General features: G+C 69.0%; 11 protein-coding genes. 9 read left to right on the forward strand and 2 right to left on the reverse strand.

Annotation, left to right across the window (positions count from 1 at the left end; all coding sequences use genetic code 11):
• The first annotated feature begins 30 nt into the window (after positions 1–30).
• The 8 genes from murB to recN all read left to right on the forward strand — a co-directional run bounded on the left by murB (position 31) and on the right by recN (position 10,018).
• On the forward strand, positions 31–957 hold the full coding sequence (gene murB / locus Q344_RS0101500; protein WP_028285086.1) for a UDP-N-acetylmuramate dehydrogenase: 927 nt from the start codon (positions 31–33) through the stop codon (positions 955–957).
• 86 nt (positions 958–1,043) lie between these two features.
• Complete coding sequence (locus Q344_RS0101505; protein ID WP_028285087.1) at positions 1,044–1,964, forward strand: D-alanine--D-alanine ligase; 921 nt, start codon at positions 1,044–1,046, stop codon at positions 1,962–1,964.
• The gene (locus tag Q344_RS22865; RefSeq protein WP_036538177.1) at positions 1,952–2,824 is read left to right on the forward strand and encodes a cell division protein FtsQ/DivIB; all 873 of its coding nucleotides are present in this window, start codon (positions 1,952–1,954) and stop codon (positions 2,822–2,824) included. Before Q344_RS0101505 ends, Q344_RS22865 begins: the two co-directional genes overlap by 13 nt.
• On the forward strand, positions 2,821–4,155 hold the full coding sequence (ftsA, locus tag Q344_RS0101515) for a cell division protein FtsA (RefSeq protein WP_028285088.1): 1,335 nt from the start codon (positions 2,821–2,823) through the stop codon (positions 4,153–4,155). Before Q344_RS22865 ends, ftsA begins: the two co-directional genes overlap by 4 nt.
• Before the next feature lie 419 nt (positions 4,156–4,574).
• Positions 4,575–6,182 carry a cell division protein FtsZ gene (gene ftsZ, locus Q344_RS0101520; RefSeq protein ID WP_028285089.1) on the forward strand — a complete coding sequence of 536 codons (1,608 nt, stop codon included), beginning with the start codon at positions 4,575–4,577 and terminating at the stop codon, positions 6,180–6,182.
• Between the two features lie 226 nt (positions 6,183–6,408).
• A complete protein-coding gene (gene lpxC / locus Q344_RS0101525; protein ID WP_028285090.1) occupies positions 6,409–7,329 on the forward strand; it encodes a UDP-3-O-acyl-N-acetylglucosamine deacetylase in 921 nt (306 codons plus the stop codon).
• A gap of 120 nt (positions 7,330–7,449) precedes the next feature.
• Complete coding sequence (locus tag Q344_RS0101530; RefSeq protein WP_156954613.1) at positions 7,450–8,292, forward strand: outer membrane protein assembly factor BamD; 843 nt, start codon at positions 7,450–7,452, stop codon at positions 8,290–8,292.
• Between the two features lie 79 nt (positions 8,293–8,371).
• On the forward strand, positions 8,372–10,018 hold the full coding sequence (gene recN, locus Q344_RS0101535; protein WP_028285092.1) for a DNA repair protein RecN: 1,647 nt from the start codon (positions 8,372–8,374) through the stop codon (positions 10,016–10,018).
• 217 nt (positions 10,019–10,235) lie between these two features.
• Here the strand turns inward: recN and Q344_RS0101540 are convergent, their stop codons facing one another.
• Positions 10,236–12,026 carry a helix-turn-helix transcriptional regulator gene (locus tag Q344_RS0101540; protein WP_028285093.1) on the reverse strand — a complete coding sequence of 597 codons (1,791 nt, stop codon included), beginning with the start codon at positions 12,024–12,026 and terminating at the stop codon, positions 10,236–10,238.
• Between the two features lie 116 nt (positions 12,027–12,142).
• On the reverse strand, positions 12,143–13,519 hold the full coding sequence (locus Q344_RS0101545) for an FAD-binding oxidoreductase (protein WP_028285094.1): 1,377 nt from the start codon (positions 13,517–13,519) through the stop codon (positions 12,143–12,145).
• Positions 13,520–13,676: 157 nt separating this feature from the next.
• Here Q344_RS0101545 and Q344_RS0101550 point away from each other — a divergent pair, with 157 nt between their 5' ends.
• A complete protein-coding gene (locus tag Q344_RS0101550; protein ID WP_229669174.1) occupies positions 13,677–15,284 on the forward strand; it encodes a chloride channel protein in 1,608 nt (535 codons plus the stop codon).
• Positions 15,285–15,381 lie beyond the last annotated feature (97 nt).

Here is a 15,381-nt window from a genome sequence, read left to right on the forward strand (position 1 = left end):
GCGACCCGCGACACCACAGAGAGGACCCCCATGCCCAGACCCGACGCCATCGAGATCCGCGGCCGCCTGACCGCCGGCCGGGACCTTTCAGAGCTGACATGGCTGCGTGTCGGCGGCCCGGCGGACTGGCTGTTCCAGCCCGCGGATGTCGAGGACCTGTCGGCCTTCCTCGCGGCGCTCGACCCCGAGGTGCCGGTCTTTCCGATGGGCGTCGGCTCCAACCTCATCGTGCGCGACGGCGGCATCCGGGGCGTCGTCGTCCGGCTGGGCCGGGGCTTCAACGGGATCGCCTGCGTGGACGGGCAGGTGACGGCCGGGGCTGCGGCGCTTGATGCGCATGTGGCGCGCAAGGCGGCCGAGGCGGGGATCGACCTGACCTTCCTGCGCACCATCCCCGGCTCCATCGGCGGCGCGGTGCGGATGAACGCGGGCTGCTACGGCAGCTACACGGCGGACCATTTCGTCGCGGCCCGCGGCGTCACGCGGGCAGGGGAGGTGATCGAACTGACCCCCGACGACATGGCCTTCGCCTATCGTCAGACCGGGATCGCGCCGGACACGATCGTCACCGAGGTGGTGCTCGAAGGGCCCGCGGGCGACCCGGAGGAGCTGGCGGCCCGGATGCAGGACCAGCTCGACAAGCGCGACCGGACCCAGCCGGTCAAGGACCGCACCGCAGGCTCCACCTTCCGCAACCCGGCGGGCTATTCCAGCACCGGCCGGGCCGACGACACGCACGAACTGAAGGCGTGGAAGCTGATCCAGGACGCCGGGATGCAGGGCGTTCCGATGGGCGGCGCGGTGATGAACGAGAAACACGCCAATTTCCTGACCAACACCGGCGCGGCGACCGCGGCCGAGCTGGAGGGATTGGGCGAGGAAGTCCGAAAAAGGGTTTTTCAAAGCTCTGGAATAGAGTTACAATGGGAAATCATGCGCGTCGGTGAACCGGGCTAAAACCGGGACGGCATGACCGCGGCCGCAGGCACGGCCGGATTTAACGAAAAAGGGCCAGAGAATAGGCCCGGGAAACGAGGCACGAAGTGGGTTCGTCGAGCAGGACAACCCCGACAGTTGCGGTGTTATTGGGCGGGCCTTCGGCAGAACGCGAGGTCTCCCTGTCGACAGGACGCGAATGCGCGGCCGCGCTGCGGGATGAAGGCTACGAGGTGGTCGAGGTCGATGCAGGCCCCGATCTGCCCGCGCGCCTTGCCGAAATCAGACCGGATGTCGTCTTCAACGGGCTCCACGGCCGATGGGGCGAGGACGGCTGCGTGCAGGGCCTGCTGGAATGGCTCCGCATTCCCTACACCCATTCCGGGGTGCTGGCCTCGGCCCTTGCGATGGACAAGGCCCGGGCGAAGGAAACCTTCGCCGCGGCCGGCCTGCCCGTCGTCCGGAGCGTTCTGGCCGAACGCCACGAGGTCGAGGCACGGCACCTGCTCGAGCCGCCGTATGTGGTGAAGCCCAACAACGAAGGCTCCTCGGTCGGCATCTACATCGTTCAGGAGGGTGCGAACACGCCGCCGAAGCTGGCCGAGACGATGCCGGACACGGTGATGGTCGAGCAATACGTGAAGGGCCGCGAACTGACGACCTCGGTCGTCGGAGACCGCGCGCTCGGCGTGACCGACATCATCACCGACGGCTGGTACGATTACGACGCGAAGTACAAGCCCGGCGGCTCCCGCCACGAGATCCCCGCCAAGGTCCCACAGGAGATCACCGACGCCTGCCTCGACTACGCGCTCCGCGCCCATCGTGCGCTCGGTTGCCGGGGTGTCAGCCGGACCGATTTCCGCTGGGACGAGGAGAAGGGGCTGGACGGTCTCATCCTGCTCGAGACCAACACCCAGCCGGGCATGACGCCGACGTCGCTGATCCCCGAACAGGCGCAGGCCCTCGGCATCTCCTTCGGGGAACTCTGCCGGATCCTCGTGGAGGACGCCTCATGCGGAAGGTGACCCGTTCCGACCCGGCGCCCTCGCGCTGGTCGTACCGGATGCAGCGGATCCTGCTGACGCCGACCTACCGCCTTGCCGTCCGCATCGGGGTGCCGTTCGTCCTCTCTGCCGGGCTCACCTACGGCTATCTCGCCAGCGATGCGCGCCGCGACGCGGTGATCGACCAGCTTGTCGCCTGGCGCGAGGCCTTCGAGACCCGGCCGCAGTTCATGGTCAACCTGATGGCGGTCGAGGGCGCGTCCCCGGGCGTCGAGGAGGACATCCGCGAGGTCGCCCAGATCGACTTCCCGGTCTCGTCCTTCGACCTCGACCTGGCCGGGCTGCAGGCCACGATCACCGACATTCCCGCCGTCGCCTCGGCCAGCCTGCGGGTGCGCACCGGCGGCGTCCTCGACGTGCTGGTCCGCGAACGCCGCCCGGTGGTGCTGTGGCGCACCGCGACCGGGCTGGCCCTGGTGGACCGCGAAGGCGTTGTCGTCGGCGGCGTGACCGAACGCAGCAGCCGGGCCGACCTGCCGCTGGTGGTGGGCAAGGGGGCCGACACGGTCGTGCCCGAGGCGCAGGAGATCTTCTCGGCCGCGCGGCCGATCTCGGACCGCGTGCGCGGGCTGGTCCGGGTGGGCGAGCGTCGCTGGGACCTCGTGCTCGACCGCGACCAGCGGATCATGCTGCCGGAAGACGAGCCGGCGCTGGCGCTGGAACGGGTCATCGCGCTGGACCAGGCGCAGGAGATGCTCGACCGCGATCTCGTGACGGTGGACATGCGGCTCGCGCAGCGGCCCACCATCCGGATGAACGAGGGCGCGGTGAAGACCTGGTGGAAGATCAAGGATTTTGTGGCGGAGGCGAACGGGCAATGAGAGATCTATACGAGACGCAGCGGGCGATGCGGAACCTGCGCAAGGCGGCGATGCAGCGCGGCGTGGTGGCGGTGCTGGACGTCGGCAGTTCCAAGATCGCCTGCCTCGTGCTCCGGTTCGACACCTCGGCGCAGCGCATCGGCGGCGACGGCGTCGGCTCGCTTGCCGGGCAGGCCGCCTTCCGGGTGATCGGCGCCGCCACGACCCGGTCGCGGGGCGTGAAATTCGGTGAGATCGAGGCGATGCAGGAGACCGAGCGCGCGATCCGCACCGCCGTTCAGGCCGCGCAGAAGATGGCCAACATCCGCGTCGACCACGTGATCGCCTGCTTCTCGGGCGCAGGTCCCCGCTCCTACGGCCTGTCGGGCCAGGTGGAGGTCGAGGGCCCCGTCGTCAACGAACAGGACGTGAGCCGCGTGCTCGCCGCCTGCGACGTGCCGGATTACGGCGATGGCCGCGAGGTGCTGCACGCCCAGCCGGTGAACTTCGCGCTCGATCATCGTTCGGGCATGAACGATCCGCGCGGCCAGATCGGCACCGAGCTGTCGACCGACATGCACATGCTGACCGTGGACGCGACCGCGATCCAGAACCTTGCCCATTGCGTGAAGCGCTGCGACCTCGAACTCGCGGGTGTCGCCAACTCCGCCTATGTCTCGGGCACCTCGGCGCTGGTCGAGGACGAGCAGGAACTGGGCTCGGCCTGCATCGACATGGGCGGCGGCACGACCGGCATCTCGGTCTTCTGGCGCAAGCACATGATCTATGCCGACGCGGTCCGGATGGGCGGCGACCACGTGACGGGCGACATCTCGATGGCGCTGCAGGTGCCGATGCAGACCGCCGAGCGGATCAAGACGATCTTCGGCGGCGTGCTGGCGACCGGCATGGACGACCGCGAGAAGATCGAGATCGGCGGCGACACCGGCGATTGGGAACACGACCGCCGGACCGTGACGCGCTCCGAGCTGATCGGCATCATGCGGCCCCGGGTCGAGGAGATCCTCGAGGAGGTCCGCCACCGTCTGGATGCCGCGGGCTTCGACCACATGCCCAGCCAGCAGATCGTCCTGACCGGGGGCGCGAGCCAGATCCCCGGGCTCGACGGTCTGGCCAGCCGCATCCTCGGCCAGCAGGTGCGTCTGGGCCGTCCGCTCCGGGTCCACGGCCTGCCGCAGGCCGCCACCGGGCCGGCCTTCGCCTCGGCCGTGGGCATGTGCCTCTTCGCCGCGCATCCGCAGGACGAATGGTGGGATTTCGACCTTCCCATGGACCGTTACCCGGCCCGGTCGCTGAAACGCGCCGTCCGCTGGTTCCGCGATAATTGGTGAGGACGGGGCAGGGCGTGTCCGCGGCCCTGTTACCTTCGCTTAATCCAATGAAAGACAGGCGGAATCCGGCTTGAAGCCGGACGCCGCTGGTGACAATGAGGCAGCGAATCTGTTAATTTATCCACAAGCCCGGAATAGGGCGTTCGGCAGGCGGAGCAGTCGCCCCTGATTTGAAAACGTCGTCCGCGGACAACCGTCGCGGCAACGTCTCGGCCCCCCGGGGACCTGAGCTGCCTCTGTCATGTCTTTGTCACGCCGCAATATCTTGTGGAGTCGCCGATATGACCCAAAAAACACGCAAGAATCCGCCATATATAGTGGTTTTCGGGGTGACGTAGCGCCCGTGCAACGGTATGCTCGGTGAAGTTTATGCGGAAAACCTGCCAACAAGGCCGGACGAGAAACAGGCGGAAACAACGATGACATTGAATTTGACGATGCCGGGGGTCGAAGACCTCAAGCCGCGGATCACGGTGTTCGGCGTGGGCGGTGCAGGTGGAAACGCCGTCAACAACATGATTGAAAAGCAGCTCGACGGTGTCGACTTCGTTGTCGCCAACACCGACGCGCAGGCCCTGGCCCAGAGCCAGTCCCAAAGCCGCATCCAGCTCGGCGTCAAGGTGACCGAGGGTCTGGGCGCAGGGGCCAAGGCCTCGATCGGCGCCGCGGCGGCCGAGGAGAGCATCGAGCAGATCGTCGATCATCTCGCAGGCGCGCACATGTGCTTCATCACGGCCGGCATGGGCGGCGGCACCGGCACCGGAGCGGCCCCGATCATCGCGCAGGCCGCGCGTGAGCTGGGCGTGCTGACCGTCGGCGTCGTGACGAAACCCTTCCAGTTCGAAGGCGCGAAGCGGATGCGCCAGGCGGAAGAGGGCGTCGAGACGCTGCAGCGGATGGTCGACACCCTGATCATCATTCCGAACCAGAACCTGTTCCGGCTCGCCAACGAGAAGACGACCTTCACCGAGGCCTTCTCGATGGCCGACGACGTGCTCTACCAGGGCGTCAAGGGCGTGACCGACCTGATGGTCCGCCCCGGCCTCATCAACCTCGACTTCGCCGACGTCCGCGCCGTGATGGACGAAATGGGCAAGGCGATGATGGGCACCGGCGAGGCCGATGGCGACAACCGCGCGATCCAGGCGGCCGAGAAGGCCATAGCGAACCCGCTGCTGGACGAGATCTCGCTCCGCGGCGCGAAGGGCGTGCTGATCAACATCACCGGCGGCCACGACCTGACGCTGTTCGAGCTCGACGAAGCCGCGAACCGCATCCGCGAGGAAGTCGACCCGGATGCCAACATCATCGTGGGCTCGACGCTCGACACCAGCATGGAAGGCATGATGCGTGTCTCCGTGGTCGCGACCGGCATCGACGCGACCGACAACACCCACGAGGTTCCGGTCCCGCGCCGCAAGCTCTCGCAGCCGCTGAAGCAGCCGGAAGAGGTCGCGCAGGAGGTCGAAGAGGCGCCCGCCATGGTCGCCCAGGTCGCCCCCGCGCCGGTGGAGGCCGCGCCGGTCGCCGCCCGCGCCGAAGAGCCGACCTTCTTCGAGGACCTCGAAGAGCAGGAAGCGACCGCCACCGGCGACATGTTCGCCCCGCGCGCCGTCGCGGGTGACGATCTGCCGCCGCCGGCCTACCAGCCGCGCCCCGAGCCCGACATGCGGGCCGAACCGGCGCCCGAGGAATTCGTCGCGCCGCGCGCGCCGAAACCCGGCACGCCCTCGCCCGAGGCGCTGGCCCGACTGCAGGCCGCCGTGAACCGCACCCCGCGTGCGGTCGAGCAGCCCGCGCCCGCGGCCAGCGAAGGCGAACGCTCGCGCTTCGGCATCAACTCCCTCATCAACCGGATGACCGGCCATGGTGAGGAGCGCGCCCCGGCGCAGGCGGCACGGGCCCAGCCCCGCGTGCAGCCGCCGGTGCAGGCCGCCGAACCGCGCCAGCAGCCCAAGGCCCGCGAGGTCGACCCCGATCAGGAGCGGATCGAGATCCCCGCATTCCTGCGCCGTCAGGCAAACTGAGGGCTGACACGGAAATCGTGACGCTCCGTCACGAGTGAATGCAAGAGGCCGCCGGGCAGGCGGCCTTTTTGTTTCATTCCAAGGGCTTCGCGAATTTCACTCACTCTGCGGTCGGCACCGTTGCAACGTATTACAATCGGTTGCAAAGAGTGAGTTGAGACGAGATAGGCCCGGTCCTACCTAAGGCAAACCAGATTTTCGAAGAATTTGTGACAAGAGGCCAGCCGTGCAGAACACGCTGAAATCCGCAGTGACCTTCTCGGGCGTCGCGCTTCATTCCGGGCGCAACGTCAAGATGGTCGTGCGCCCGGCGGGTCCGCAGCATGGCATCTGGTTCCGCCGCACCGACATCGACCTGGGCGACGTCATGATCCCCGCGCTCTGGGACGCCGTTTCGGACACCACGCTCTGCACCCGGCTCTCGAACGCCGCGGGCGCCAGCGTCAGCACCGTCGAACACGTGATGGCCGCGCTTGCCGGCTGCGGCATCCACAACGCGCTGATCGACGTGGACGGGCCTGAGCTGCCGATCCTCGACGGCTCCTCCGCCCCCTTCGTGCGCGGCTTCCTCGCCCGCGGCGTCCAGGCGCAATCGGTCCCGGTCCGCGCGCTGCAGATCCTGCGGCCCGTCGAGGTTACCGTCGGCAGCGCCAGCGCCCGGCTCGAACCGGCGGCCGATCCCGAGATCGCCTTCCGGATCGAATTCGACGACGCGGCCATCGGCACGCAGGAAAAGTCGCTCGTCATGTCGAATGGCAGCTTCGTGCGCGAGCTTTGCGACAGCCGGACCTTCTGCCGGAATTCGGATGTCGAGGCGATGCGCGCCCGCGGGCTCGCCCTTGGCGGCACCACCGAGAACGCGGTCGTCGTGGACGGCGAAAAGGTGCTCACGCCGGGCGGTCTGCGTCACGCGGATGAACCGGTGCGGCACAAGATGCTCGACGCGCTCGGCGATCTCGCACTGGCCGGGACGCCGATCCTTGGCCGCTATGTCGGCCTGCGCGCCGGTCACGGCGTCACCAACCGCCTGCTGCATGCGCTTTTCGCGGACCCGTCCGCCTATCGCATGGTGACCTGCACCGCGGACCTTTCCGCGCGTCTGCCCGGCAGCGGCATCAGCCGTGCCGAGATTTCCGCAGTCGCCTGAAACCATTCCGGGCATGGCGTTAAGGCGTTTTGCACCGGAATTTTCTGTGCTAGACCGAGCCTCAACGTCCCGCCCCCGTCGGCCGGGGCAGGGAAGAAACGGCAAGAGGTGAGGGTGAGCATGGCAGGCGCTTTCCGGGTGAAGCTGGCAGCCCCTTTGGTCCTGACGATCGGTCTCGCGGCCTGCGGCGGCGTCGAGAAATCGGCGCAGGATCTGCCTCTCGAGAGCTACACCGCAGAACAGATCTACGACCGCGGCGAATTCGAGGTGAATCGCAAACGCTACGAAGAGGCCGCCGGCTTCTTCGCCGAGGTCGAGCGGCTCTATCCCTATTCCGAATGGGCGCGGCGCGCGCTCATCATGACGGCCTTCGCCTATCACAGCGGCGGCATGTATGCCGAGAGCCGGGGCGCCGCGCAGCGGTTCCTCGATCTCTACCCGGCGGACGAGGATGCGGCCTATGCGCAATATCTCCTCGCGCTCAGCTATTACGACCAGATCGACGAGATCGGCCGCGACCAGGGGCTGACCTATCAGGCGCTGCAGGCGCTGCGCGAGGTGATCGAGCGCTATCCCGACAGCGAATATGCGCGGTCGGCGATCCTGAAGTTCGACCTGGCCTTCGACCATCTCGCCGCGAAGGAGATGGAGATCGGGCGCTACTACCTGAAGCGCGAGAACTACGCCGCGGCGATCAACCGCTTCCGTGCCGTGGTCGAGGATTTCCAGACCACGAGCCACACCGCGGAGGCGCTGCACCGCCTGGTGGAGGCCTATCTGAGCCTTGGCCTGACGGACGAGGCGCAGACCGCGGGCGCGATCCTCGGCTACAACTTCCGCTCCACCTCCTGGTACGAGGACAGCTACAAGCTGCTGACCGGTCGCGGGCTGGAACTGAAGGCTGCGGGCGACAACTGGCTGAGCCAGGTCTACCGCCAGATGATTCAGGGCAAGTGGTTGTAACTCCTCGGCCGGGATGTAGGGTGCGTGCTTGCACGCAGCTTCGCGTGCGGGACTGACGATCAGGGGAGAGCGGGCGGCAATGCTGCGCGGTCTGGAAATCCGGGACATGCTCATCATCGACCGGCTGGAGCTCGACTTCCGGCCGGGCCTGAACGCGCTCACGGGGGAAACCGGGGCGGGGAAGTCGATCCTGCTCGACTCGCTCGGCTTCGTGCTGGGCTGGCGCGGCCGCGCGGAGCTGGTGCGCCAGGGCGCGGAGCAGGGCGAGGTCACGGCGGAGTTCGAGCTCGCGGAGGGCCATCCGGCCTGGTCGGTCCTCGAAGAGGCGGGGATCCCCGCGGGGGACGAGCTGATCCTGCGCCGCGTGAACACCGCGGACGGGCGCAAGACGGCGTGGATCAACGACCGCCGCGTCTCGGGCGAGGTGCTGCGCACGCTGTCGGAGCACCTTGTCGAACTGCATGGCCAGCATGACGACCGCGGGCTGCTGAACCCCCGTGGCCACCGCGCGCTGCTCGACGCCTTCGCGGGCCATGACGACCTGCGCGCCGCGGTCCGGTCCGCGTGGCGCGACCGTGCGGCGGCCGACAAGGCGCTGGCGGCGGCGACGGCGGCGCTTTCCGAAGTGCAGGCCGAAGAGGAATTTCTCCGCCATGCCGTCGGCGAGCTGGACAAGCTCGCCCCCGAGCCGGGCGAGGACGAGGCCCTCGACGCGCGCCGCCGCCTGATGCAGGGCGCCGAGAAGCTGCGCGCGGACGTGGCGCGGGCCCATGCCGCGCTCGGCCCGGAGGGGGCCGAGGGCCCCATGGGCGACGCGCTGCGCTGGCTGGAAGGCGCGGCGGACGGCGTCGAGGGGCGGCTCGATGCCGCGCTCGAGGCGCTCGGCCGGGCGCTGTCGGATCTGGGCGAGGCCGCGGACGAGGTGGAGCGCTGCCTCGAGGCGCTGGATTTCGACCCGATGGAACTGGAACGGACGGAGGAGCGGCTCTTCGCGATCCGCGGCCTGGCCCGCAAGCATGACGTGGCCCCAGACGAACTGGCGGAGTTCGCCGCGACACTGTCGGCCCGGCTCTCGGCGCTCGACAACGGTGCGCGCGACATCGCGGCGCTCGAGGCCGCGGCCAGGGCGGCGCGCGCGGCCTACGACACCGCGGCCGGCAGGCTCTCCGCCTCCCGCCGGGCCGCCGCCGGCGCGCTCGACGCCGCGGTGGAGGCGGAGCTCGCGCCCCTCAAGATGGAGCGCGCGCGCTTCGAGACGGCGGTGGTCGCGGCCGAGGCCGGGCCGGAGGGCACCGACGAGGTGTCCTTCACCGTCGCGACCAACCCCGGCGCGCCGGCCGGTCCGCTGGCCAAGATCGCCTCGGGCGGGGAGCTGTCGCGCTTCCTGCTGGCCCTCAAGGTCTGCCTGGCCGGAGACGCGCGCGACGTCACGATGATCTTCGACGAGATCGACCGCGGCGTCGGCGGGGCGACGGCGGATGCCGTCGGCCGCCGCCTGCGCGCCCTGGCCGAGGGCGGGCAGGTGCTGGTCGTCACCCATTCCCCGCAGGTCGCCGCGCTGGCCGCACATCACTGGCGGGTCGAGAAGAGCGTCAGGCAAGACCAGACGCTGTCCACAGTGGTGCCGCTGGATACGGATTCCCGCGTGGACGAGATCGCGCGGATGATTTCGGGTGACGAGGTGACGAAAGAGGCCCGGGCAGCGGCGCGCAGCCTGATCGGCTGATCCCCATGTGCGCTGCCGCCCGGGCCTTGCGACACCAGATAATGTCCAGTGCCTATACCGTGAGCGGTTGGCACCGCCCTTGTCATTTTACGGTTTGAAAACTTGCGCCTCGCGGAGCCTTTCGGCCCTTCGCGATGAGGCGCGACCACTGTAACCGTTCACAGGTCCGAAGCTAGAATCCCTGCCGCTCGGGGGCATCACCCAAATGGGGGACGGCTCACTTTTTCGTTAACACGGTTACAAGATCGAGCACCCTGTCCCAGTGCCGGAAGAGGACGAGACTGCCCGCGCCCTCGAGCTGCTCGAAACGGACCCAGGGGTAATCCCTGGCCCGCTGCGCGACAGTTTCCGGACGGGAATGCAGGTCCTCGGCGCCGTGCAGCATGTGCACCGGGAAATTCCCGCGCAGGTTCTGCATCAGCCGGTCCGAACCGCGCTGGTATCGGAAGCGGAACTCGTCGGCGAGCGCGCGCGGGGTGGCGGGGCACTTCAGGATCTCCTCGGTTCCGGCCAGGATCGCCTCGAGCACCTCCGTCTCGCGCATCAAGGCCTGATCGCACGGGCTTTCGGCCAGCACCGTGCGCAGGAAATCCCCCTCGTCGGTGCGCCGCGCCATGGCGAGCGCCGCGCGGATCATGAAGGGGAGCAGGTTCGGCGTGTAGCGTGCGCTGGAATAGATGAAGCGGTGCCAGCGACCCATGCCCTCGAAATCGTTCGCGTAATCGACGGGCAGCGTGGCGGCGCAGCCGACGACGCCGGTGATCCGGCCGGGAAAGAGGCCGTTCAGCGTCGACGCGTAATTCGCATCCTGCCCCAGCACGACGATCGGGAAGCGCCGGGCGCCCTCGGCATCGGCGATCGCGGCGATGTCGGCCGCCACCGTCTCGAGCCGGGGGGCATCGACGGGCAGGGGGGTCGAGCCCATGTATCCGGGCCGGATGACCGAGATGATCTTCAGCCCCCGGCGGCCCGCCTCGGCCTCGGCCGCGGCAGGCCAGCGCAGCAGGTTGAGGAACGACCCGAGGTAGACCACCGGTTTGCCCTGCGGACAGCCGAGCAGCAGGTAATCCACCTGCCGTCCGTCCGGCCGGCGCAGCGTCCGGAAGGGGAGGCGCTTCAGGGTCGCGCCGCCGCCGCTCCAGCGGGTGCGCGGCACCGTTGCGGGCGTCTCGGAAATCGGGTCGGCCACGTCCATCGCCGACAGCGCGAGCCGCACCAGATCGCCCTGGCTTCGGGTCTCGGTCTTCTGCAGCAGCGACTTGATCTGCGCGCGCACCGTCTCGACCGACCGCTCCCGCCGGTCCGCGATCTCGCGCGGGGACTGGCTCTGCGTCAGGCCGCGGAGCACCTCGATCTCGGAGGCGGTCAGCCCGAAGCTGCGGGCCAACGCCTCGGACAGGCCGGCGGGCCAGCGCAGGTGCGAGGTGACGACAAGGACGAAGGGTTCGCCGATGTCGGGGGTGACGCGGCGGAGACGGAAGAGGATCGCCCGCGTCTCGTCGGGCGCGCCGCGTTCACCGACATGCAGGCGCAGCAGGCGGGACTCGTCCGTGGCTGCGCTGAAGAGCTCGAGAATGCGCTCGCGCAGCTCCTGCAGGTCTTCGGCCACCATCGGCAGCCCGGCCAGTGCGACGCCCCGGTCCAGCCCGTAGATCTCGCGCGCGACGTCGTTCGCGGCGCTCGTCTGGAGAAGGCGGGTGACGCAGAACGCGGCCACCCGGCGATAGGGCGCAAGCGCCTCGTCCTCGGGCCGGGGCCGGTCGTCACGTTCGGCATGGTCGAGGAAATCGGCGAGACGGCGGAAATGCAGCCCCAGATCGGCCCGGGGCAGGCGCAGGGGGCCCTCGCGCCCGGTGCCTTGCCGCACCGGCGCGATGAGCTCTTCCCAGTCGTCGAGGAGATCGCCATAGCTCAATGGATCGAGGGCCACACCGTAGATGCGGCTGACGATCCTGTCTTCGATGCAATCCCCATCGGACGGCTGTCCCGTGACAGTCGCCTTGTTCATTCTGATGTACCCTTCGGGGGGCAATCTGCCCAACCCGACGGTTTGTTGGCAAGAAAAACTAGTTTCGCGTGGCGAAAATCATGCGTTGCCCAGGTCCCGCCGGTCCGGAAGGGGCGTCAGTCCGGCTCGGGCACCAGCTTGCCGGGGTTCATTATGTTGCCCGGATCCATGGCTTTCTTCAGTCGCCCCATCACCGACCAGGCGGCGCCGTGCTCCTGTTCCATGTAGCCGCGCTTGCCGATGCCGATGCCATGCTCGCCGGTCGACGTGCCGCCCAGTTTCAGCGCACGCTCGACCATGCGGGAGGCGGCGGCGGTCGCGCGGGCCTCCTCCTCGGGGTCATTCGGGTCGAACATGAGAATCGCGTGGAAGTTTCCGTCGCCCACATGGCCCAGGATCGGGCCGGTGACCCCGTGGGCCTCCAGATCGGCCGTGGTGGCTTCCACCGCCTCGGCCAGCCGCGAGATCGGGACGCAGACATCCGTCACCACCGACCGGCAGCCGGGGCGCAGCGCGAGGATCGCGTAGAAGGCGTTGTGTCGCATGGTCCAGAGCGCGGAGCGGTCCTCGGGCTTCTGCGCCCAGGCGTAGCCCGAGCCGCCGTGATCCTCGATGATCGCGCCGAAGGCCTCGGCCTGTTCCGCCACCGCGCTGTCCGAACCGTGGAACTCCACCAGCAGATGCGGCTTTTCGGGAAATTCCATCCCGGCATAGGCGTTCACCGCCCGGACCGATGCGGTGTCGATGAACTCGATCCGCGCCATGGGGATGCCCATCTGGATCGTGTCGATCACCGCCGCGACCGCGTCGCCGATCCGCTCGAAGCCGCAGACCGCCGCGCTGATCGCCTCGGGCTGGCCCTGGAGGCGCAGGGTGATCTCGGTGATCAGGCCCAGCGTGCCCTCGGCGCCGACGAAGAGCCCCGTGAGGTCGTAGCCGGCCGAGCTCTTGCGCGCGCGCGTCCCGGTGCGGATCACCTCGCCGTCGGCCAGCACCACCTCGAGCCCCAGCACGTTGTCCCGCATCGTGCCGTAGCGCACCGCCGTGGTGCCCGAGGCCCGCGTCGCCGCCATCCCGCCGAGCGAGGCATTGGCGCCCGGATCGACCGGGAAGAACAGCCCCGTGGCACGCAGCTCGCGGTTCAGTTCCTCGCGGGTGATGCCGGGCTGGATGCGCACGTCCATGTCGGCCTGGTTGACCTCGAGCACCCGGTTCATCCGGCTGAAGTCCACGACGACGCCGCCCCGCACCGCCTGGCTCTGCCCTTCGAGCGAGGTGCCCGTGCCCCAGGCGGTCACCGGGCAGCCGTGGCGCGCGCAGATGCGGACCAGTTCGGAGACCTGCCCGGTCGTCGTGGGGTAGGCGACCGCATCCGGGGGCGTCGGGGGAAAGTGGCTTTCGCTGCGCCCGTGCAGGTCGAGATCCGACTTGGACAGCGTCAGTGCATCGCCTAAGAGGGCGGAAAGTTCTTTCAGGGCGGCGTCATAGGCCATGTGGCGGTTCCCCGGGAGCGTTAAGATCGGGTATGTGTAAGGGATGGCGCGTCCGGGCGAAAGAGCGGGTAAAGACTCGGCGGGAGCGGCCCGGGGCCTGATCCAGGCGCTGTCGGGCCATGCGCTCGCGCATGTGCGGCGCGCCTGGCAGACGCTCATGGAGCGCGGGCCGAGCCAGTTCCAGTTCTGGCTGATCGCGCTGGCCATCGGGATCGCGGCGGGCTTTGCCGCGCTTCTCTTCCGCAAGGGCATCGACCTGCTCCAGCAGACGCTCTACGGGACCGAGGACGTGCACCTGCTGCATTCCTTCGCCGAAACCCTGCCGTGGTACCTGATCCTGCTGATCCCGATCGGCGGCGGGCTGATCGTCGGGCTGATCCTCGACCGCTTCACCCCGGACGGGCGCGTACGTTCCGTCGCCGACGTGATCGAGGGCGCCGCCCTGCGCGAGGGCCGGGTCGAGAGGCGGGCCGGTATCGCCTCGGCCGCGGCGTCCTTCATCACGCTCAGCTCGGGCGGCTCCTCGGGGCGGGAAGGGCCGGTCGTGCACCTGGCGGCGGTGATCTCGACCTGGGTGCTGAACCGGATCCGGGCGGACGGGGTGACCGGGCGCGACCTTCTGGGCTGCGCGGTGGCCGCGGCTGTGTCGGCCTCGTTCAACGCGCCGATTGCCGGGGCGCTCTTCGCGCTCGAGGTGGTGCTGCGGCATTTCGCGATCCATGCCTTCGCCCCCATCGTCATCGCCTCGGTCGCGGGCACGGTGATCAACCGGCTGGAGTTCGGCGGCGTGTCGGAATTCATCCTGCCGCCCGATTCCATGCTGCGCTTCTACGAGGAGCTGCCCGCCTTTCTTCTTCTCGGCCTGATCTGCGGCGTGGTGGCCGGGCTGGTGATGCTGGCGATCTTCGCGGCCGAGGATTTCGCCAGCGACGTCCAGCGGCGCACCCGCCTGCCGCGCTGGCTGCGGCCGACGGTGGCGGGTGCCATGCTGGGGACCATCGCCATCGCCTTCCCGCACATCATCGGCGTGGGCTACGAGACGACCTCGCGCGCGCTGACCGGGGACATGCTGCTGCACGAGGCCATCGTTTTCGCGGCGATCAAGACCGCGGCGGTGGCGATCACCATCGGCGGACGGATGGGCGGCGGGGTCTTCTCGCCCTCGCTGATGGTGGGCGCGCTCACCGGGCTTGCCTTCGGCCAGATCGCGACGGGGCTGTTCCCCGAGGTCTCGGGCTCGGTCACGCTCTATGCGCTGGCGGGCATGGGCGGGGTCGCGGCGGCGGTGCTGGGCGCCCCGATCTCGACCACGATGATCGTCTTCGAACTGACCGGAGACTGGGCGACCGGGCTTGCCGTGCTGGTGACCGTCTCGATCTCGACCGCCATCGGCACCCGGCTGGTCGACCGGAGCTTCTTCCTGACCCAGCTGGAACGGCGCGGCATCCACCTTGCCGCGGGGCCGCAGAAATACCTGCTGTCGATGTTCCGCGCCTCCTCGGTCATGCGTTCGGCCGGATCCGAGCGGGGCGCACCCGAGGCGCGGTGCTGGGAGATGATCGAGGCCGGGACCTACCTCGATGCCGCGGCCACGCTGGAGACCGCGATGCCCGTCTTCGACCGCTCGGGCGAGCCCTTCCTGCCGGTCGTCGGCCTGCAGGGCCCGGGAAAGCCGCCCGAGCTTCTGGGCGCGGTGTTCCTTGTCGACGCGCTGAAGGTCTACAACGGCGCGCTTGCGGCCACCGCGGCCGAGGAACATTCCTGACCCCCGGTGCCGGGAAGGCGCGCCGCGGGCGCAGGGGCGCCGCCGCGATTGGCAGGGCGGACCGGCGCGGCTAGGCTGGCCGGCGACGCGACAGCCC

This window comes from Pseudooceanicola nanhaiensis DSM 18065, from assembly GCF_000688295.1.
GTDB lineage: Bacteria > Pseudomonadota > Alphaproteobacteria > Rhodobacterales > Rhodobacteraceae > Pseudooceanicola > Pseudooceanicola nanhaiensis.